This window comes from Photobacterium rosenbergii (assembly GCF_033022775.1).
Classification (GTDB): Bacteria; Pseudomonadota; Gammaproteobacteria; order Enterobacterales; family Vibrionaceae; genus Photobacterium; species Photobacterium rosenbergii_A.
Genome location: NZ_JAWJZI010000012.1, coordinates 35,741 through 57,424, shown reverse-complemented (window position 1 = coordinate 57,424; position 21,684 = coordinate 35,741). Strand labels below are relative to the sequence as shown.

General features: G+C 50.3%; 18 protein-coding genes. 9 read left to right on the top strand and 9 right to left on the bottom strand.

Annotated features, from left to right (window positions below; translation table 11 throughout):
* Nucleotides 1–91 precede the first annotated feature (91 nt).
* Nucleotides 92–1,690, bottom strand: a complete 1,599-nt coding sequence (gene aceB / locus R2X38_RS20495; protein WP_317524217.1) for a malate synthase A — start codon at nt 1,688–1,690, stop codon at nt 92–94.
* Nucleotides 1,691–2,369: 679 nt separating this feature from the next.
* Complete coding sequence (locus tag R2X38_RS20490) at nt 2,370–3,266, bottom strand: hydrogen peroxide-inducible genes activator (protein ID WP_317524216.1); 897 nt, start codon at nt 3,264–3,266, stop codon at nt 2,370–2,372.
* Nucleotides 3,267–3,397: 131 nt separating this feature from the next.
* Between R2X38_RS20490 and R2X38_RS20485 the strand changes: the two genes are divergently transcribed.
* The 6 genes from R2X38_RS20485 (at nt 3,398) to R2X38_RS20460 (ending at nt 8,284) form a co-directional block, all read left to right on the top strand.
* On the top strand, nt 3,398–4,006 hold the full coding sequence (locus R2X38_RS20485; RefSeq protein ID WP_317524215.1) for a peroxiredoxin C: 609 nt from the start codon (nt 3,398–3,400) through the stop codon (nt 4,004–4,006).
* Between the two features lie 227 nt (nt 4,007–4,233).
* The gene (locus R2X38_RS20480; RefSeq protein ID WP_317524214.1) at nt 4,234–4,980 is read left to right on the top strand and encodes a copper homeostasis protein CutC; all 747 of its coding nucleotides are present in this window, start codon (nt 4,234–4,236) and stop codon (nt 4,978–4,980) included.
* Between the two features lie 141 nt (nt 4,981–5,121).
* The gene (gene ppk2 / locus R2X38_RS20475) at nt 5,122–5,925 is read left to right on the top strand and encodes a polyphosphate kinase 2 (protein ID WP_317524212.1); all 804 of its coding nucleotides are present in this window, start codon (nt 5,122–5,124) and stop codon (nt 5,923–5,925) included.
* An 82-nt stretch (nt 5,926–6,007) separates the two neighbouring features.
* Nucleotides 6,008–6,949, top strand: coding sequence for a LysR family transcriptional regulator (locus R2X38_RS20470; RefSeq protein ID WP_317524211.1), 942 nt, complete (start codon nt 6,008–6,010; stop codon nt 6,947–6,949).
* 147 nt (nt 6,950–7,096) lie between these two features.
* Complete coding sequence (locus R2X38_RS20465) at nt 7,097–7,636, top strand: porin family protein (RefSeq protein WP_317524210.1); 540 nt, start codon at nt 7,097–7,099, stop codon at nt 7,634–7,636.
* 87 nt (nt 7,637–7,723) lie between these two features.
* A complete protein-coding gene (locus tag R2X38_RS20460) occupies nt 7,724–8,284 on the top strand; it encodes an outer membrane beta-barrel protein (protein ID WP_317524209.1) in 561 nt (186 codons plus the stop codon).
* A 50-nt stretch (nt 8,285–8,334) separates the two neighbouring features.
* Here R2X38_RS20460 and phoU read toward each other — a convergent pair whose 3' ends face one another.
* The 4 genes from phoU to R2X38_RS20440 form a co-directional block, all read right to left on the bottom strand.
* On the bottom strand, nt 8,335–9,045 hold the full coding sequence (phoU, locus tag R2X38_RS20455) for a phosphate signaling complex protein PhoU (protein ID WP_039469132.1): 711 nt from the start codon (nt 9,043–9,045) through the stop codon (nt 8,335–8,337).
* A gap of 10 nt (nt 9,046–9,055) precedes the next feature.
* Nucleotides 9,056–9,874, bottom strand: a complete 819-nt coding sequence (gene pstB / locus R2X38_RS20450) for a phosphate ABC transporter ATP-binding protein PstB (RefSeq protein ID WP_317524207.1) — start codon at nt 9,872–9,874, stop codon at nt 9,056–9,058.
* An 18-nt stretch (nt 9,875–9,892) separates the two neighbouring features.
* Complete coding sequence (gene pstA, locus R2X38_RS20445) at nt 9,893–11,506, bottom strand: phosphate ABC transporter permease PstA (protein WP_317524206.1); 1,614 nt, start codon at nt 11,504–11,506, stop codon at nt 9,893–9,895.
* Nucleotides 11,507–11,597: 91 nt separating this feature from the next.
* Nucleotides 11,598–13,817: an ABC transporter permease subunit gene (locus tag R2X38_RS20440; RefSeq protein ID WP_317524205.1), complete on the bottom strand. Its 2,220-nt coding sequence runs from the start codon at nt 13,815–13,817 to the stop codon at nt 11,598–11,600.
* A 330-nt stretch (nt 13,818–14,147) separates the two neighbouring features.
* Here R2X38_RS20440 and R2X38_RS20435 point away from each other — a divergent pair, with 330 nt between their 5' ends.
* The 3 genes from R2X38_RS20435 to ppx are packed head-to-tail and all read left to right on the top strand — an operon-like array spanning nt 14,148 to nt 18,281.
* Nucleotides 14,148–14,651, top strand: a complete 504-nt coding sequence (locus R2X38_RS20435; RefSeq protein WP_317524204.1) for a glycine cleavage system protein R — start codon at nt 14,148–14,150, stop codon at nt 14,649–14,651.
* Nucleotides 14,652–14,685: 34 nt separating this feature from the next.
* Nucleotides 14,686–16,776 carry a polyphosphate kinase 1 gene (gene ppk1, locus R2X38_RS20430; RefSeq protein ID WP_317524203.1) on the top strand — a complete coding sequence of 697 codons (2,091 nt, stop codon included), beginning with the start codon at nt 14,686–14,688 and terminating at the stop codon, nt 16,774–16,776.
* Entirely contained in the window at nt 16,773–18,281 is a 1,509-nt protein-coding gene (ppx, locus tag R2X38_RS20425; RefSeq protein ID WP_317524202.1) for an exopolyphosphatase, read from the top strand. Before ppk1 ends, ppx begins: the two co-directional genes overlap by 4 nt.
* Before the next feature lie 119 nt (nt 18,282–18,400).
* Here ppx and R2X38_RS20420 read toward each other — a convergent pair whose 3' ends face one another.
* From R2X38_RS20420 to phoB, 3 genes are all read right to left on the bottom strand, one after another.
* The gene (locus R2X38_RS20420) at nt 18,401–19,375 is read right to left on the bottom strand and encodes a PstS family phosphate ABC transporter substrate-binding protein (RefSeq protein ID WP_411185656.1); all 975 of its coding nucleotides are present in this window, start codon (nt 19,373–19,375) and stop codon (nt 18,401–18,403) included.
* Nucleotides 19,376–19,497: 122 nt separating this feature from the next.
* On the bottom strand, nt 19,498–20,802 hold the full coding sequence (phoR, locus tag R2X38_RS20415) for a phosphate regulon sensor histidine kinase PhoR (RefSeq protein ID WP_317524200.1): 1,305 nt from the start codon (nt 20,800–20,802) through the stop codon (nt 19,498–19,500).
* Nucleotides 20,803–20,853: 51 nt separating this feature from the next.
* The gene (gene phoB / locus R2X38_RS20410; protein ID WP_317524199.1) at nt 20,854–21,543 is read right to left on the bottom strand and encodes a phosphate regulon transcriptional regulator PhoB; all 690 of its coding nucleotides are present in this window, start codon (nt 21,541–21,543) and stop codon (nt 20,854–20,856) included.
* Nucleotides 21,544–21,684: the final 141 nt, after the last annotated feature.

Genomic DNA, 21,684 nt, shown 5'->3' with positions numbered 1-21,684 from the left:
ATATCGGCCCGATAAGCTACAAGCATTCGAGCCCTTTCTCGTTATTGGCTTTGTTGGTGTTGCTAATTCTGTTGATATCCCGACTTAGTGCTTAGGGCAGATACTCGTAGCCCGGCAATGTCAGGAAGTTAACCAGCTCATCACTGGTGGTAAGCTGTGACATCAGCACTGCGGCCTCGTTATACCTACCTTGCTGGAAATACTCACTGCCAAGCTCTTGCTCAAGCACTTCCATTTCCTCTTTGAGCATCTGCTCGAACAAGGCTTTGGTGACCACGCTGCCATTGCTCAGCGTTTTTCCGTGTTTGATCCACTGCCAGATAGATGCGCGTGAAATCTCTGCTGTTGCGGCGTCTTCCATCAAGCCATAGATAGGCACACAGCCATTACCGGAGATCCATGCTTCGATATACTGCACCGCAACCCGGATGTTATGGCGCATGCCCTCTTCTGTCCGCTCACCTTCACATGGCTCAAGCAGCATGTCGGCGGTAATAGGAGCATCGTCGCTACGCGATATATCAAGCTGGTTGCTTCTCTCGCCAAGCACTTCGTTAAATACCGCCTTGGCTGTACTGGCAAGTCCTGGGTGAGCCACCCAAGTACCGTCATGGCCGTTGTTGGCTTCCAATGACTTGTCGGTTTGAATTTTGTTGAGTACCCATTCATTTCGCTCAGGGTCTTTCGACGGAATAAACGCTGCCATCCCGCCCATCGCAAAGGCACCGCGGCGGTGACAGGTTTTCACCAGCAAGCGCGAATACGCATTGAGGAAAGGCTTCTCCATTGTCACTACCTGGCGATCCGGCAGAATACGATCGGGGTGATTACGCAAGGTCTTGATATAACTAAAGATGTAATCCCATCGGCCACAGTTAAGGCCAACGATATGCTCTTTGAGGCTGTAGAGGATCTCGTCCATCTCAAACACGGCTGGCAAGGTTTCAATCAGCACCGTGGCCTTGATGGTGCCTCTTGGCAGCTCAAACGTGTCTTCGGTAAAGCTGAAGACCTCACTCCACCAGGCTGCTTCCTGATAAGCCTGCAGTTTAGGAATATAGAAGTAAGGGCCGCTGCCTTTTTCAAGCAATGCCTTATGATTGTGATAGAAGTAAAGGGCAAAATCGAGCAAGCAGCCTGGGATAGGCTCACCCTGCCAAAGCAAATGCTTCTCCGGTAAGTGCAGGCCACGTACCCGGCAGATCAAGACCGCAGGATCCTCACTGAGTTGATAATGCTTGCCTGACTCTGGGTTGGTATAGGAAATGGTACCGTTGACAGCATCTTTCAGATTTTGCTGACCGGCCAATACTTCTCCCCAAGCAGGAGCAAAGGAGTCCTCGAAGTCTGCCATAAAGACTTTTACATCGGCGTTAAGCGCATTAATCACCATCTTACGCTCTACCGGGCCGGTAATTTCCACCCGGCGATCTTGCAAGTCTTGCGGAATGTTCTGAACCTTCCACTCGCTGTTTCGGATTTCGGCAGTTTCAGGCAGAAAGTCAGGTAGGCTGCCGGCATCAATAGCAAGTTGACGATGTTCCCGAGTGGCAAGCAGTTCAGGGACTCGTCCGGCAAAACGCTGTACCAAACACTCTAAGAAAGCCAGTGCCTCATCATTGAGGATGTCTGCTTGCTCTGCCGTCAGCGGCGTTTGTAGTGAAAGCTTCACTTCATGGTTAGTAGACATGTCGTTTTCCATTTTTAACGCTCCCTTACGAATGTAACTTAATCACCACCCTAACCAAGTACGCTTTCGCCTTCACGCAAAACAAACTTGACCTTAACGCCCTATTTACGTTGCCGCAACATACGCCCAATTGCAAGGGCTGGCAATTTAACCCAGAAGACAACAGCACAGCCAAATCAATAAAAAACAATAAGTTACAAAAAGTAGAGCAATAACTCAAAACACTAAATTGAAACAAATTTCAGGTAAAAACTCGGTTTTATTGCCGATAACTTTTTTCCCGCCATTTCGTAACCACTTACGTAATTAACTTACAGAAAATTCAAATTCAAACAGTTGTCCCGATCTGCGTTTCAAACAGAAAGGGTATTTTGTAGAAGCATTAATACGCTTAAAAAACAATCAGTAAAAAGGCCGCGCAGGTTATTTTTTATACACAAAAAGCATAGACCTTTAATCAACCGGTTTCATTTATTTTTAATGCGAAACATAATAAACCTACAAATAGCAGCCCGTTTGTTCAGACAGGGTGATTGCGATATACCAGAAAGGCGTGAGCATTTAGAATTTTATGCTGAGGTAAGCGGTTTTTGCTCAGCACTTAATTTACGGAAAGGAAATAAAGCAAAGTAGCCGCTAAATGAGCAGCTACAAAAGAAAAATTGCGAGAACGAAGTGCTTACAGTAGCTCTTCGACAATATCGGCAAGACGGTGGAAGGTACGGGTACGGCTGGACGTCGGACGCCAGACCAAGCCAATTTCACGGTATGCCTCCTGGCCAGGAGGATCGACCACCACCAGGTTCTGATTGTGCAGCAGGCCATGATCAATCGCCATTTGCGGAATAAAGGTCGTACCTAGGCCATTAGCTACCATCTGTACAAGGGTGTGAAGACTGGTGGCTGTGAATGGGTTAATCTTCTCTTTGGTCGTCAGTTTACACGCAGAAACCGCATGATCGGTAAGGCAGTGCTCTTTTTCCAATAAGAACACCGACTCATCCGGTAGATCGGCGTAGCGCAATGGTGTCGTCACCTGTTCAGCCTGATTACGGCTGATCACCATCTTGAAGACATCACGACCCACCACCTGGCTATGCATACCATTAATCTCTACCGGCAGTGCCAAGATCAGGACATCCATCTCGCCGTTACGCAATGCGGCCAGCAGGTTGGTGGTTGTATCTTCACGCAACAGCAAATTGAGATTAGGATGCAGACGGTTCACTTCTTGCACCAAGTCACATAATAGGAAAGGGGCAATAGTTGGGATACACCCGACCCGTAACTGACCTTCCATGCCATCCCCGGTACAATTAGACAACTCCATCAGGTCTTGGCTTCTCGCCAGTAATTCCCGGCTTCGAGCAACCACATCTTCACCCGTCGAGGTAAAGACCAAAGATTTGTTGTCACGCTCAATAAGCTGACAGCCAATGAGTTCTTCAAGATTCTGTACGCCTGAGCTCAAGGTAGACTGGCTGACAAAACACTTTTTTGCCGCCTCGCCAAAATGGCGGGTTTCAAACAAAGTCACTAGATAATGAAGTTGTTTGAGAGAAGGAAACTTGTTCATCGTAAATTTCGATTACATCAATCTATTTATTCCGCTTTTTTGAATTTACCAGTTTCGCTATAGTTTGTCTCGTCCAAACAGAGAGCCGACCGGAAAGGTAGGCGACAAACCGAATATTTAGGAGCACCAAAATGGTACTAGTAGGTCGTCAAGCACCAGATTTTACTGCTGCAGCTGTTCTAGGCAACGGCGAAATCGTTGATAACTTCAACTTTGCAGAATTCACTAAAGGTAAAAAAGCGGTAGTTTTCTTCTACCCACTAGACTTCACTTTCGTATGTCCTTCTGAGCTAATCGCTTTCGACAAGCGTTTCGAAGACTTCCAAGCGAAAGGCGTTGAAGTAATCGGTGTTTCTATCGACTCTCAGTTCTCTCACAACGCATGGCGTAACACTGCTGTTGAGAACGGCGGTATCGGTCAGGTTAAGTACCCACTAGTTGCTGACGTTAAGCACGAAATCTGCAAAGCTTACGACGTTGAGCACCCAGAAGCAGGCGTTGCTTTCCGTGGTTCTTTCCTAATCGACGAAGACGGTCTTGTACGTCACCAGGTAGTTAACGACCTACCACTAGGCCGTAACATCGACGAAATGCTACGCATGGTTGACGCGCTAAACTTCCACCAGAAGAACGGTGAAGTTTGCCCAGCACAGTGGGAAGAAGGCAAAGCAGGTATGGACGCATCGCCAAAAGGTGTTGCTGACTACCTATCTGAGCACACTGCAGACCTAGCTAAGTAATTTAGCAATCACACCACGCTCAACGGTGTGAAGGCAAAAACGCAAAAGCGTAAAGCCAATTGTCAGCCAACGACAAAATAATGAGGCCCGGACACACCGGGCCCTTTTTGTATCTTGGTTTTATTTCCATTTCCCCTCTCCCACTAGAACTTTGATCCAGCCAATCGTCTCTCAGCCCGATATCGTCTACACTGCTTGTCACCTCAACCCTACCTCTAGCTGTTGCTATGACCATTGATCATATTGAAGTTTGTATCGACAACATCGAATCCCTCCACCTTGCCCAGCAAGGCGGCGCCACCCGTATCGAGCTTTGCTCCTCGCTCGCGCTTGGTGGACTTACCCCTAATGCTGGCTTGATGCAATTGGCCGCCATGCATGCCAAGGTACCGGTATATGCCATGATCCGTCCTCGTCAGGGTGACTTCCTATTCTCAAGCCAAGACAAGGAAATCATGCTGGCCGATGCCCACATGGCAAAACAGGCTGGACTCGATGGCTTGGTCATTGGTGCACTCAATGATGATAGCTCGGTAGATAATGATTTTCTGGCCGACATCTGCCGCGTTGCAGATGGGATGGGGCTGACTTTCCATCGTGCTATCGACCAATGCCTGGAACCCATGGCAGCGCTGGATATCATCATGCGGCACAACTGCGAGCGCGTACTCACTTCTGGCCTTGAAGCCAATGCCCTCGACGGCATCCCTATGCTGAAACAGATGGTGGACTACTGCGGTGACCGCCTCGCTATCATGGCGGGAGCTGGAGTTAATGCCGACAATGTTGCCCAAATCGTCCAGCAAACCGACATCAAAGAGGTGCACCTGTCAGGCAAATCGACTCGTCCTTCGCTAATGCAAAGCTATGCCAGTTCGGCCCACATGGGAAATGCAGATATCGATGACTTCGCGATTCCAGTCACGGCTCCAGACAAAATCGCGGCTGTACTCAATGCGCTAGCAGCACGTTAAGCCTTATTCATTTAGGTAATGATTAGGGGCGCTAGCCCCTAAAACTGCCAACCCGCTCAATCATTTATTACTCCCATTCGTCAAAGCCCACATTCCGGGTTACTATTTTGTTATCAGATTGCAGCAAAGTAGAGATACCCTATGCCTTATGTCCCGCCAAAGAAAAAACTCAAGAAAAGCGATTACGATACCGAACTGGAGCGTCTGCAAATTGAGCTGGTTAAGCTGCAGGAATGGATAAAGCAGGAAGGGCTGAAAGTGGTGGTGATCTTCGAGGGCCGAGATGCTGCCGGCAAAGGCGGGGTTCTAAAGCGGATCACCGAAAAGCTCAATCCCCGGGTCTGCCGTACCGTCGCACTGCCCAAACCGACCGAGAAAGAACGCACCCAGTGGTATTTTCAACGATACGTCGAACATTTGCCGGCTGCCGGCGAAATGGTACTGTTTGACCGCAGTTGGTACAACCGTGCCGGTGTCGAGCACGTGATGGGATTCTGCGACGACGATGAGTACGAAGAATTCCTCCGTTCCTGTCCTGAATTCGAGAGGATGCTCAAGCGCTCCGGCATCATATTGCTGAAATACTGGTTTTCCGTGTCCGACGAAGAGCAGGAAAAACGTTTCCTCGAGCGTATCAACACGCCGATCAAGCGCTGGAAGTTCAGTCCGATGGACCTGGAGTCCCGAAGCCGCTGGGCCGCCTACTCGGCTGCCAAGGACAGAATGTTTGCCTACACCGACACCAAGCAATGCCCCTGGTGGGTGGTCGAGGCCGATACCAAGAAAAAAGCCCGGATCAACTGTATCTCCCACCTACTGAGCCAAATCACCTACCAAGACATTGAATACCCTGAAATTGAATTACCCGAGGTCAACAAGGAAGGCTATATCCGGGCACCGGAAGAAAACCAAAGTTTCGTGCCAGATCTGTTTTCGGATGACTAGGTAAGCCACAAATAAAACAATGCTTCTTTGTCTCTGATTCAGATACTATGTCGGGAACAAAATACAGGGAGCAATGCCAAACATGGCCAAGGATCTATCAGCAAATCTCGATCTCAACCTACTAAAAACCTTGCTGGTTATTTACCAAGAGCAAAACCTGCGCAAGGCATCGGAGCGCCTGTTCGTTACCCAGCCCGCAGTCAGCCATGCCCTGCAAAAGCTACGCCTGCATTTCGATGATGAGCTGTTTACCAAAACCCGAACCGGCCTTACCCCGACGCCCTATGCCAAACAATTATGCGAGGCTTTGACACCGGCACTAGATGTACTTTACCTAGCCGTTAACACTAACCAGGAGTTCGACCCTCAGCAACTTACGGGCAAATTACGCATCGCTTTAGCCCCACAGTTCATTTACGCGTTAGGCAGCAAATTGTATTTAGCCATCCAGCAACAAGCCCCAAACTGCCAGGTGGAGGTATTCACCTGGAATGAGGCGACTTTTACCGAACTCCTCAATGGCCACACCCATATTGCCCTCAATTTTGATATCACCAATACCAGCAAAGAACTTTACCGCAAACCTCTCCCAGTAAGTAAACCCGTCATCATTGTTCGAAGGGCCCATCCTTATACTCGCCAAGAGATGTCAATTACCGATATCGATTCACTTAAAGCTGTTTGGGCCTGTTTGATCGTACCGGAGAGAAGCGAGCGGCTTACCGATGTCGAGCAATACTATGCCCAGCACAACCTCAAAGCCAACATCGGATTTCGTTCTAGCTCGCCGGAATCAGTGCTGCAAGTAGTCAAACAGACTGATCACTTATTTCCCACCCTCAATATCATGGTGCCAGATAACCACCCCGACTTTCGTAAAATCAATGCCCGGATAGATGACTCGGCAATTGATTACAGCACCATATGTTATTACCACCAATCCAAGCAAAATGACCCTAAGACCCAATGGTTACTAGAGCTTATCGAACGCTTAATCCTCGAGGCAACAGCAACCCAAAAATAAAAAACACCATGCAATAAAATCCACTAATCAGTGATATCAACCAAAGTAATTAGATTGTGTACATTGTTCAATTTAGTATTCTCGCCATCGAACTGAAATACACGCTTATCTGTGCTGACACCACTAATTAACTTTATGAGATTTCACATGAAAAAAACTATTTTTGCCCTAACCATCGCTTCTCTGCTTTCTACTCCAGCCCTGGCGTCAAAAGAAGGCTTTTACATTGGTGCAGATATCAGTTCTAACGATATTGAAAGTACCTCATTTGGTACCGGTTTAGGTCTAGTTGGTGGCTATGACTTCCAAGTTGCACCGCAGGTAGTGATTGGTGTGGAAGGTGAGTATCGCTATTTTGGTGAAGATAGTGGTAACTACGCACCAGGATTTGGTTGGAAAGACAAAGCTTATACATTTGGCGTTAACGTTAAACCCAAATACTACTTTAACGATAGCTTCTATGCTGGTGTACAGCTTGGCCTACACAGCACAACTCTTGATGCCAAAGATGATGTCATCGGCAATATCAAAGAAAGCAATGCCAACCTTGCGTACGGTGTCGAAGCTGGCTATGAAATCAATAACAACGTAGCTATTAAAGCTGGCTACAAAGCATACCAAGCCGAATTGATGGGCTTTACCTTTGATGCTGACACCCTCTACATCGGTGCCAACTACAAGTTCTAATCCATCAGTTCTAGGTTATCGAAATCTGGCGATATCTCGTCGCCAGATTCTCGCCTCCACTTATCACCAACATAGAAAGCCAACACGATGAAATCACGCCTCGTTTTGCTACTTGCGACTTTACTCTCGGCCAACACTTTTGCCAGTTCGGTTTCAGGCCCATATGCAGGTCTGAAACTAGGCTTTACCGATTACAGTAAATCAACCCTTCCTGGCCAATACGGCCTGACGGCAGGTTATGCCTTTGACATTACCCCAAGGATAACAATGGGCATGGAGCTCAATGCCACAGAGTTGGGCGATAGCCATTTCTTTAAAGGCTTCACTGCTATCGACTACAAAACCTACAGCTATAGCACGGTGTTAAAACCTAAGTATCACTTTATGGCTCTCGGCAACCAACCAGCCTATGTCGCTGCTGTTCTGGGGGTTAGCCGTGTAGAAGAGAGCCGGAGATATTATGTACGTGGAGAGGGCTATCGCAAAGATCGCGATCAGGACACTACAGGTATCTATGGTTTCGAGGTAGGTCGTGAAGTCACACTCAACCTTGATATCGTTGGCTACTTCAATTACCAAAAGGCAGACTTGTTCGGTGAGGACAATTACTACAGAAGCTACGGGATGGGAATTAACTACCGCTTCTAGTTCGGTAATCAATGGCTCGCCACTGTCAATTCCGGCGAGCCTTTTGATATTTACTTGAGAATATTCTCCAGCTCTTCCTGGCTGGTGTGGCGGATATCCTTACCCTTCACAAAATAGATAATGTATTCACAGATATTCTGACAACGGTCCCCGACCCGCTCAATCGAGCGTGCCGACCACATCACCTGCAACACATTCGGGATCGAGCGCGGATCTTCCATCATATAGGTCATCAACTGGCGGATAATCGCTTCGTACTCACGGTCAATCCGGTCATCTTCCTGATACACCTCAATCGCCGCTTTGACATCCATCCGGGCAAAAGCATCCAGCACTTCGTGCAACATACGCACTGCACTCTGGCCTAGAGCTTCCAGCGATACCAACAGGTTATATTGCTTGTTGGTGAAGTTTTCCAATGCGACCTTGGCAATACTTTCTGCCACATCACCGATACGCTCGAGATCGGTAATGGTTTTGATAATCGCAATCACCAAGCGCAAATCACTGGCGGTCGGCTGGCGCTTGGCAATAATACGGGTACAAGCCTCGTCAATGGCCACTTCCATGGCATTGACCTTGTGGTCATCTTTGATAACGCGGCGGGCCAACTCGATATCTTGCTTGTGCATTGCCTTGAGGGCGTCGGCCAGCTGCTGCTCAACCAGGCCGCCCATCGCCAGCACATGGGTACGGATACTTTCCAGCTCGGCGTTAAACTGGCCGGAGATATGACGGCCAAGGCTCAAATTATCTAACATTACTTACTCCTTAACCGTATCGACCTGTAATGTAATCTTCGGTGCGTCGCTCTTTCGGGGTGGTGAAAATATCATTGGTGCTGGTGTATTCCACCAGCTCACCCATGTGCATAAAGGCAGTGTTATCGGACACACGCGCCGCCTGCTGCATGTTGTGGGTAACAATAATCACCGTATATTTGGTTTTCAGATCGTTGATCAGCTCTTCGATGGTCAGGGTCGAGATCGGATCCAGTGCCGAGGTCGGCTCATCAAGCAGCAAGACTTCCGGCTCAATCGCAATGGCCCGGGCAATCACCAATCGCTGCTGCTGGCCACCGGACAAGCCGAAGGCATTCTCGTGCAAACGATCTTTGACTTCATCCCACAGAGCCGCACCGCGCAGCGAGCTTTCTACCGCATCATCAAGCACCCGGCGATCTTTGATCCCCTGCAACCTCAAGCCATAGACCACGTTCTCGTAGATAGACTTAGGGAAAGGGTTTGGGCGCTGGAACACCATACCGACACGACGGCGAAGAGAAGCCACATCGACTTTATTATCGTAGATATTCAGGCCATGCAGCATCACCTTGCCATCGACCTTGCAGCCTTCCACCAGCTCATTCATCCGGTTGATGCAGCGTAGCAAAGTCGACTTGCCACAGCCCGACGGGCCGATGAAGGCGGTCACCTGACCTTTGGCAATGCGCATATTGATATCATAAAGCGCCTGATGGGAGCCATAGTGCAGATCCAGCCCCTCGATTGACAGCGCCGTCTTCTCTTCCGGCAGCGCTGACAGATCAACAGGCTCAAACAGGCCAATTGGGGAATTAATTGAAAACATACTTTTTCCTGAGTCTCACTATTGCTCCAAGGAGCGGAATTTTTCACGCAAGTGGTTACGGATACCAATGGCCGTCAGGTTCAAACCGACAATCACGGTCACCAACAAAAACGATGTGGCGTAAACAAGCGGTCTGGCTGCTTCCACATTCGGACTTTGAAAACCAACATCATATATATGATAACCGAGATGCATAAATTTTCGATCCAAATGCAGGTAAGGAAATTGCCCGTCTATCGGCAATGACGGTGCCATTTTCACCACCCCCACCAGCATTAACGGGGCTACCTCGCCAGCTGCACGGGCGACTGCCAAGATAAGCCCGGTCATGATCGCCGGGCTGGCCATCGGCAATACCGTTCGCCATAGGGTTTCAGCCTGCGTGGCGCCTAACGCCAACGAGCCATGACGGATCGAATTAGGGATCCTCGCCAAACCCTCTTCGGTAGAGACAATCACCACCGGCAGGGTCAAAATCGCTAGAGTCAATGCCGACCAAAGGATCCCCGGGGTACCGAAGGTTGGCGCCGGAAGCTGATCGGCAAAGAATAAATCATCAATCTGCGCCCCGACGATATAGACAAAGAAACCCAGCCCGAAGACGCCGTAAACGATCGAAGGCACACCGGCTAAGTTAATTACCGCGACCCGGATCAATTTGGTAAAGGTGTTTTTGCCCGCATACTCATGAAGGTAAACCGCTGCCAATACACCCAGCGGAGTCACAATCACACTCATTAGCAGCACCATGAACACGGTACCGAAGATTGCCGGGAATACCCCACCCTCGGTATTGGCTTCACGGGGATCATCACTGACAAAATGACCAAGTTGGCGGGCCCAATGGACAAGCTTTCCTGCCATGGTTAAATCGTTGGGATACCAAATATCCAATATCTGTTCTATCGGCAGCGCAATTTCTTGCCCGGTCATCTCCCGGACAATAACGCTATCATGGTTAAGTTGCTGATGCAGGGTCAGCAGCTGTTGCTCGATTTGGACAAAACGCTGCTCCAGCAATTGCCGCTCACCAATGAACTGCTCATCATCACCTTGCTGGCGAGCTTTGGCGTTCAGCTGCTCAAACTGCCGATTGAGATCCACCAGATCCGTCTGTTCGATCTGGCGAATCAAATCACGAACAATGTCAGCCTGCTCAAGGCTTGCTTCAAGCTCCTGCAGAGGGATCTCAACACCATCATCTGTTAAGCCAACAGGAAAGCCATAGAACCGGCCATTATTCAGCCGCTCGATGACCGCCACGCCTTTTGCAGGCTGCTGGCTGATGATATGCGGCTCGAGAACCGTGACAAAATCACTGCCAAGCACATCACGGTTACCGGTTTTGATCACGTAACGAGAAGTCTTGTCACCTTCAAAACCAGAGGTATCAATGCCCGCTTCGGCCAGTTGGTTTACAGGTACCGTTTTGCGCTCGTATAACTCACCGATGATAGTGCTTTGATAGCCGTTTTGCTCGATTTCAAACTGGTACACAGGGGCCGGCCAGAAGTAACCCAACCCCTTCCAGCCTATCAGTAGCAACAAGCCTAGTACTACGATCAGGCTTAGGCTAACTGCACCCGCGGTCAACCACACCCAAGGTGCGCCCGATTTTAGCCACCTATTCATTTAAAGCACTACTCATTAAAACCGTTACTCATTAATTTCGCTTTTCATTAAGTTATTGCTGCCAAAAGCGGCTCTATGCCCAATAAGAACACTAGAGCGAGCTGTATTTTTCCCGCAACCGCTGGCGGACGAGCTCCGCGACGGTATTGAACAAAAAGGTAAAGACAAACAGGACGAAAGCAGCCAGGAACATCACCCGGTAATGGGAGCTTCCCACTTCGCTTTCCGGCATTTCAATAGCAATGGTAGCTGATAAAGTCCGCATCCCCTCGAGGATATTCCAATCCATGATCGGCGTGTTGCCCGTGGCCATCAGTACTATCATGGTCTCACCCACGGCCCGGCCGAGCCCCATCATGATTGCCGAGAAAATACCCGGGCTGGCCGTTAGCAACACCACCCGGGTTAATGTCTGCCAATGGGTGGCTCCCAAAGCCAGTGAACCACTGGTCAGGTGGCCCGGTACCGAGAAAATCGCATCTTCTGCAATGGAGAAAATCGTCGGGACCACGGCGATCCCCATCGCGATGCCCACCACCAAGGCATTGCGCTGATCGTAACCGATACCCCACTCATCGCTAAGATATGTCCTGACATCACCGGCAAACCAGGTTTGTTCAAGCCATGGGCTTAAGCTAAAACAGCCATAGGCAATCAGGATAATGGCTGGGATCAGCAATAGTACATGAAAGCCGCTTGGGATCCGGCTACGCCAGTTGCCCGGCAGCTGAGACCAGCCAATACCCGCCAGTAACATCCCGAGCGGGAACATCACTACCAAGGCCACCATCCCGACCAGGTGGGATTCAACTATCGGTGCCAGCCAAATACCGGCAAGAAAGCCGAGGATAACGGTCGGCAACGCTTCCATCAGTTCAATAGTCGGCTTCACGATGCCACGCATCCGGGAAGACATGAAGTAAGCCGTGTAGATAGCCCCTGCCAAAGCCAGCGGCACAGCAAACACCAAGCCGTACAAAGCGGCCTTCAAGGTACCGAAGACCAATGGTACCAAGCTCAGCTTAGGTTCGAATTCATCACTGGCAGAGGTAGACTGCCAGACATAATCCGGCTCGGGGTAGCCCTCGTACCATATTTTCTGCCACAGCGAGGCAAAGCCTATCTCTGGGTGGGGGTTTTTAACATTATAAACTTGCCATTCGTTGCCATTTTGCGCCACCAGGCGATCGGCATGCGGTGAAATCACTATTTGCTGCGGTAACTCATGGTCAAAAACAGGTTCGCGGTAAATCGCCCCTTTGACCGTGGTGTAGAAAGCCGATAGCTGCCCATCCTGCTGAAGGGCAAAAAAGCCTTTTCGGGTATGTTCTGGGATCAAGTCAATGACCGGGCTGTCACCTATTGCAAAATCACGGGTTCGAACCATGGTCCGTTTGCCATCTTTTCGGATCTCAAACCACTGGGAAAGCGATTGATCACTGTGGCTAATCAGCAAGGAGTTTGCCCCTGATAACAGCGCCAGTTGCTGGGCCTTGCTGCCCGGCTCTTCAACCTCGACCACTTCCCGCACCCAGCCCGAACGACTGCCAAACGCTACGACGTACAGCTTGTCCGCGGCAAGCACATAGGCGGTACGCGCGTCTGGGGTCACCACAATATCCTCGACCGCCTCAGGCAACCCGCTAATAGCAAAGGAAGATGATTGCCAGTCATGACTCTTGCCCCCCAGCACATTGCTCTTCTCGGAAAACAGCAACGCCCTGGCCCTGCCATCCGCAGTCAAACCCAAAATGATCCCTTGCTGGCCACGGACAGAAGCGGCCAAGCTCACGATTGGCTGACCTTTAGGGTCAAGCAGTAGTCGCTCATCGCCCAAGGGGAAATCCAGCGAGAGTGTATTCTCTCCCCGGAATTTAGACAGCACAGGCTTGGCAATCACGACCTCACCTTGCTTGCCGCCCAAGGCGTAAAGCCTGTCCGCAGGCAGAGTACGGCCTACACTGGCCACATCACCAAGTAAGTCCGCTGTATCCAAAACCTCACCCGCACTAGAGCGACCAAGGCTAATTGCGCTCAGCGAGCCATCTTCAGCCAAGCGGAATAGATGATTGTTATTGTCACCGACACGAATTTCAGCTGTTTGATTGTTAAACGAGGTAGCAAATTGCTGCAGGGGGGTAACCTTGACCGAGGAGAAGATCGGCAGGATCACATACAGGAGGTAGAAAAAGATCAGAATAAGGGTAACAAGGACAAAGATACCACCGGCAGTTACGCCATATCGAGCCAGCTTATCTTTTACCTTACGGCCAGGACTCTCTCCCATCAAAATCGCACCGGCCTTTGCCATCATTACCTCAATAAATTTACACGTTTACTAATAGTATTTCCCTAATATGACAATTATATGACAAGACAGCCCCTTCAGTCATGTCGGACGCGTTTATCCAAATGGTATCGAAAATGAAAGGATCCAGATTGAAATCGCAGCACTGGATTTACTTCCTATTAGTCATCAATGACATAAAAGTGAAATGAATTTTAATTAATATTCTGTTATGTGATTTCGTAAAAAATTCAATACCTTGATCGGTCTATAAGCCTAGACAGGCAATGTTGATGCTCACATAATAGTCTATACAGAACAGGCAATGACGCCTCTTAGTATAAGGACATCAATATGAAGCATCTGATCATTACCGTCATCGGCCACGATCGCCCTGGCCTAGTAGAAACCCTGTCCGACACTGTTTACCAGAACCACGGCAACTGGCTATCCAGCAGCCTCAGCAAGTTAGCCGGTCAATTTACCGGTATCCTGCAAGTGGAAGTCGCTGACCAATATGTCGGGGTGCTTAGCAAGGCGCTTACACAGCTTGAAGACCTTCAAGTCCAGATAGTCGAAGAAGAAAGTAACACCCTTCCTACGTCTGTCGTTCACCACCTGCTAGTCACAGGTAATGACCGCTCAGGTATTGTTAAAGACGTCACCACCAAGCTCAACCAGCTTGGAATAAATATTCACAAACTCAAAACGCATTCCGACAGCGCACCTAACTGGGGCTACCCGATTTTCTCAGCCCGTTTCCAGTTGGAGCTGCCAGCTGATTTGAATATTGAGTACGTCCAAGAAGAGCTGGAGAAGATCGCGGACGATCTCACCATCGACATCGACGATAACTGATCCCTCCGAAGCACCATTAGTAAATAGGATGACAATGAGCGCAGAACCCCTTTACACCGACAAAGAACTGAGTTGGCTATCTTTTAACGAGCGCGTATTGCAGGAAGCGGCTGACAAATCGGTTCCGCTGATTGAACGAGTCCGCTTCCTCGGTATCTACTCAAGCAATACCGATGAGTTCTATAAAGTCCGCTTCGCGGATGTCAAACGCCGGATCCTGATCAATGAACAGCAAGGCGGGGATGAGCGGGCCAAGGAGCTACTGAGCAAGATCCAGAGCCGGGTGCTAAAGCTCAACCAGGATTTCGACACCCTTTACAATGAAATCCTGCTGGAAATGGCCCGACGCCATATCTTTCTGGTCAATGAGCAACAGCTTGATGACCACCAGCAAGTCTGGTTGAGAAAGCACTTTCGCAACCGTATTCTGCCTCATGTCACCCCTATCTTACTGACCGACGATATCGATCTGCTGCAGTTCCTCAAGGATGAATATTCGTACCTTGCGGTGGAAATGCGCCAGGGCGACGACAAGCGTTACGCCCTGATCGAAATCCCGACCGACCAGCTACCACGCTTCATCCAGCTGCCGGAAGCCAAGGGCAAGCGCCGCAAGACGCTTATCTTCCTCGATAACATCATCCGCTTCTGTCTCGACGACATCTTCAGCGGCCTGTTCGAATATGACGAGCTCTCTGCCTATGCCATGAAGATGACCAGGGATGCCGAATACGATTTGAGCCAGGAAGTTGAGCATAGCCTACTCGAGCAGATGTCCGAAGGTTTAGACCAGCGCCTGACCGCCATGCCGGTTCGCTTCGTCTACCAGCGTGACATGCCTGGCGATATGGTCGATGTCCTGTGTGGCTTGCTCAAGGTATCTAACTACGACAGTATCATTCCGGGTGGCCGCTACCATAACTTCAAGGACTTTATCGGTTTCCCGAATGTCGGCCGTGATTACCTGGAAAACAAGCCTTTGCCACCACTGGAAAGTGCTCAGTTCGTCAACGGCCGCAATGCGTTCGATGCCATCAAGCAGCAAGATATCCTGCTGTACTACCCGTACCATACCTTCGGCCACATGACCGAACTGGTTCGCCAGGCCGCCTATGACCCGAAAGTGCGCAGCATCAAGATCAATATCTACCGTGTGGCCAAGAACTCGCAGATCATCGAATCAATGATCGATGCCGCCAACAACGGCAAACAGGTAACGGTAGTGGTTGAGCTGCAAGCCCGGTTCGACGAGGAAGCCAACATCGAGTGGGCCCGCCGCCTGACGGAAGCCGGGGTGCAGGTGCTGTTCGGCGTCCCTGGGCTGAAAATCCACTCCAAGCTTTGCCTCATTACCCGCAAGGAAGGCGATGATCTGGTGCGTTACGCCCACCTCGGTACCGGTAACTTCCACGAGAAAACAGCACGTATCTACACCGACTTCTCGCTGATGACCTGCCGCACCGAAATCACCGATGAAGTGAGGATGGTGTTCAACTACATCCAGAACCCTTACCGCCCGGTGAAATTCAAGCACTTGATTGTTTCGCCGCGCAACTCTCGTTCACGCCTATATGACCTGATTGACAGGGAGATCGCCCATGCCAAGCAAAACTTACCATCCGGTATTACACTAAAGGTGAACAACCTCGTCGATAAGGGTCTGATTAATCTGCTTTACCAAGCGAGCAGTGCCGGGGTGAAAATCAAACTGATTATCCGCGGCATGTGTGCCTTGATCCCGGGTATCAAAGGGATCAGCGACAACATCACGGCCATCAGTATCATCGACCGTTTCCTTGAGCACCCGCGCGTCGTGGTATTTGAAAACAATGGTGAGCCTGATGTGTACATTTCATCCGCCGACTGGATGACCCGTAATATCGACAACCGTATCGAAGTCGGCTGCCCGATTTTTGATCCGGAGCTAAAAACGAAGATTATCGACATACTCAATATCCAGCTGTCTGATACTGTAAAAGCACGTATTATTGATAAAGAAATGTCCAATAAGTACGTCCCTCGAGGCAACAGACGTAAGATCCGCTCGCAGATTGCGATTTACGACTACCTCAAGCAGTCAGAAAAACAGCTGAAGAAAAAACTAAAGAGCGATTCCAATACATGACAGAACCTGTACGCCCAAGAGAAGTCGCTGCGATAGATATTGGCTCGAACAGTTTCCACATGGTGGTTGCCCGTATTGTCGGGCAAAGCCTGCAAATCATCAGCCGTCACAAACAGCGTGTTCATCTGGCCTCTGGGCTGGATAAACATCACAACCTTGATCAAGCCGCGATCAAGCGAGGACTGGAATGCCTGGCGATGTTTGCTGAACGCCTGCAAGGGTTTGAGCCGGAAAATGTCCGCATTGCCGCGACTTACACATTACGACAGGCAAACAATGCCCATATTTTTCTCAAGCGGGCAGAGAGCATCCTTCCCTACTCGATAGAAATCATTCCCGGCACTGAAGAAGCCCGTCTTATTTATCTTGGTGTCGCCCACACCCAGCCAGACAACGGCCAAAAGCTGATTATTGATATCGGGGGGGGGAGTACCGAACTGGTCATTGGTGAGGACTTTACCCCGCAACTGGCCTATAGCAAGAACATGGGCTGCGTCAGCTATACCGAGCGTTTTTTTGTCAAAGGCAAAATCAATGGCAAAAACATGGCAGCCGCCCAACTCGCGGCCCAGCAAAAACTCGAGAGTATCGCCAGTAAATATATCCGTGAGGGATGGCAGACTGCGATTGGCTCATCTGGCACCATCAAGGCGATCCGCGAAGTCTTGATCGGGCAGGGCCATAGCGATGGGGTGATCACCGCCGAGCGGCTGCAGCAACTCTGCGAGACTATCCTCAAGGCCAAACACTCAGAAGATCTTGACTTTGTCGGCCTGAACGATGACCGCAAGCCTGTCTTTGCCGCCGGTGTCGCGATTCTCAGCGCGGTATTCAAGTCTTTGGGTATTAACGAGATGGTTTTCTCTGACGGTGCCCTGCGTGAAGGTTTGCTCTATGAAATGGAAGAGCGTTTCCGCCATAGCGATATCCGTGTCAGAACGGCCACCGCCATGGCCAAGCAATACAATGTCGATATTGCCCAAGCCAACCGGGTCAAGGAAACCGCCGAGCAACTTTATAGCCAAATCGAGCCGCAACCGGGCCTGACCAAAACCGAACTGGCAACCCTGCTTAGCTGGGGCGCACTGCTCCACGAAGTCGGCTTGAGTATCAGCTACCCTGGCTTCCACCGCCACTCAGCCTACCTGTTGCGCCACAGCACCATGCCGGGCTTCAACCTTGAGCAGCAAACAGTACTGGCTACCCTGGTGCGCTTCCAACGCAAGAGCCTGAAACTCGAGGAAATGCCGGAACTGAGTATCTACAAGCGCAAGCACCTCTACCCGCTGATCCGCACCCTAAGGTTAGCTGTTGCTCTCAATGGCCAACGCAGTGACGACCCGCTTCCAGCCATAGCCGTTGATGCCGAGAAGGAAAAATGGCAGCTGACGTTACCCGAAGGCTGGGAGGAGAGTAACCGCTTACTGGCGGCCGATTTACGCCAAGAGCAGGCATACTGGCGCAAAGCGGGCTGGGAGCTAGAGCTCACACCGGATAATGGCTAACCCCTAGCGCAGTAGCGACGAATAAATTCGCCAACCTATTCAAAACATATCAAAATCAAAAAATATCAAAATCAAAAAAGCCGGAGCGATTTCAGTCACTCCGGCTTTTTCTATGCAGGTTATTTATCTAACCCCAACTCCAGCAAGGTTTGGTTCACGGCTTCTGCGGGAAGCGGAACATAACCATCTTTCTTCACCAGATCCTGCCCTTGGTCCGACAGGATAAAGCGGATAAATTCGCTCTCGAGCGGTGGCAATGGCCGATCAGGATGCTTGTTAACATAGACATACAGATAACGGGCCAATGGATAGCGACCGCTGGCGGCATTGTCGATAGTCGGCGCAACATAGTCACTGCCCTTGCGTGCGATAGGCAGCGCTCTGATCCCCGTGGTCTGGTAACCGACCCCGGAGTAACCAATGGAGTTGAGCGATGTCGAGACCGACTGCACGACCGAAGCCGAGCCCGGCTGTTCATTGACATTGTTGCGGAAGTCCCCCTGACACAGGGCCTTTTGCTTAAAATAACCATAAGTACCAGAGACCGAATTACGCCCGAACAGTTGAATACTCCGCTTTTCCCAACTGCCTGTCAGTCCTAATTGTCCCCACCGGGTGATCGCTTGGTTACCGCCACAACGCAACGTCTGGGAGAAGATAGCATCAAGCTGGGTGAAGTCGAGCCCCTGCAGCGGGTTGTCCTCGTTAACGAACACCGCCAGGGCGTCGATTGCGACCCGGATCTCCGTTGGCTTGTAACCGTATTCTTGCTCGAACGCCGCGATTTCCCTAGCCTTCATCCGCCGGCTCATCGGCCCGAACTGGGCAGTGGCTTCAATCAATGCAGTGGGTGCAGTAGACGACCCAGCAGCCTGAACCTGGATATTCACACTTGGGTAGGTACGCTTGAATTCTTCCGACCAGTAGGTCATTAGATTGGCAAAGGTGTCGGAGCCGACCGACGATAAATTACCGGAGATCCCTTTTACCTTGGTGTAATGGGGCAATGGGCGGTGATCCGCCTGCACCGGGCCTGCTGCGGCCAAGATAGCGGCTGGCAATACAAAGAAGGTGATTTTCTGCCATCGGGCCATGGCCTGCCTGATCCGGTTTATCATTCGATTAGTGTGACTCCTCAAAACAACAAAAGCGGCCCTTTGGGCCGCTCAATACTTTAGCATATTTTTTGCTGAGCTAGCTTTGTGCTGCATAAGCTTTATGCTGCGTTAGCAATCAATCGCTGAGGCAGGGTAAAGGCAAACGTACTGCCAACACCCACTTCACTCTCTATTTCTAGATGTGAGTCATGATGGCTAAGTGCATGCTTAACAATCGCCAGCCCCAATCCACTACCACCTGTTTCACGCGAGCGGGCTTTGTCTACCCGGTAGAAACGTTCGGTCAGTCGATGAATATGCTGCGGCTCGATGCCCTGCCCTTGGTCAGTCACTTCGAGCCTTGGGCCAGCTGAAGTCAGGTACCAGCGCACCTTCACCTCGGCATCTGCCGGGGTGTGCTTAACTGCGTTATACACCAAGTTGGAAATCGCACTGCGCAGCTGATCTTCATCACCCAGCACCTTGAGCGATTTGTCCACCTCAAAGGTAAATAGCTGCTCTTCGCCGCCGCTGAGTGAAATCGCTTCTTTTTCAAGCACATCCAGCATAGCCGGCACATCGATGGTTTCTTCCAGCTCGATATTCGGCGCCGCCTCGATTTTCGACAGGGTCAGCAACTGTTCGACCAAAGAATTCATCCGGGTCAGCTGCTCGGTCATTACCCCGTGGGCTTTATCCCACATCGGCCCCACCAGCATCTCAGGATCTTTCGACATCTCCAGATAACCCTGCAGCACCGTCATAGGTGTACGAAGTTCATGGGAAACATTGGCAAAGAAGTTGCGGCGCATCCCTTCAAGCTGCTTAACCTGGGACACATCACGCACCACCATCAGATACTCACCCTCGGTGTAGTGCATGATCCGCAATTCAAGGGTGCGGTCGTAGTTAAGCGGAGAAGTGATTTCGAGCGGGGTCTCAAACGCCTGCTTGCTCAGGTAGCGGACAAAGTCTGGGCTGCGCAGCAAGTTGCTAATCGGCTGGCCGGCATCATCCGGCCAACGGAAACCAAGCAGGTGCTGGGCAAGCTTGTTGCACCACACGATGTTCCCTTCGCTGCGAAAGACAACAACAGCATCAGGAAGGGACTCCGCACCGTTTCTGAAACGGCGGATCAAGGTTGCCAGCTCTTTGCGACGGCGTCGGTTACGTTGCTGTAAACGGTAAATCCCATTGAAAAGAGGCTCCCAACTGCCCGAGCCCGAAGGCGGCGTCAGACTGCGCTCTTTCCATAACCAGTTGGACATCTTCAATAAATTATGAAAATGCCAGATTAACTGGATCCAAGTTGCGACCAGCAAGAACCAGGGCATGTAACCAAATACCCACCCCAGTGCGATCCAAGGCAAGTAGAAAAAGAGTAGTTCCCAGACTAACTTCTTCCACGACAGCCGTTCTACCATTTATTACTCCGTCACCGCGTTGCCCGCCGTGCGCCTACTTGATTGTTACTACTATACTCGGGTCGAGAAACGGTAACCCGCTCCGCGCACCGTCTGAACCAGTTTATCGTGACCGCCAGTCTCCAGCGCTTTGCGCAGACGACGGATATGAACATCGACAGTGCGGTCTTCAACATACACATTGGTGCCCCAAACGTTGTTCAGCAGCTGCTCGCGGCTGTATACACGCTCTTGGTGGGTCATAAAGAAGTGAAGCATCTTGAACTCGGTTGGCCCCATGTCCAGCGGCTGCTCATTGGATGTCACGCGGTGTGATACTGGGTCAAGCTTAAGGCCTTGAACGTCAATCACATCATCCAGAGAAGTCGGTGATACCCGGCGCATTACCGCCTTCAGGCGTGCCATCAGCTCTTTTGGTGAAAACGGTTTGGTGATGTAATCATCCGCACCGACTTCCAAGCCGCGTACCTTGTCCTCTTCCTCACCACGGGCAGTCAACATTACAACCGGGATTTGGCGGGTCACTTCATCACGCTTCAAGTGCTTGATAAGATTAATTCCTGAGCCACCTGGCAACATCCAGTCGAGCAAAATCAGCTCCGGATAGGGTTCGCACAGTTTTTCCAGCGCCATGTCATAATCTTCGGCTTCAATCGCCTGATATCCCTTCTGCTCAAGAACGAAGCAAAGCATCTCGCGGATTGGAGCTTCATCCTCTACAACAAGAATCCGTCTTACCATCGTTTTCAATACCTATTAATTGCTGTCTTTCGAGCGCCATTATGTGTGTTAAGTATGACACTTTTGTGACTTTCGCGGAGAAATACGTAACTGAACGTATATCATACTGTCATATAGCACTATGTTGCACTCAATTGCAAC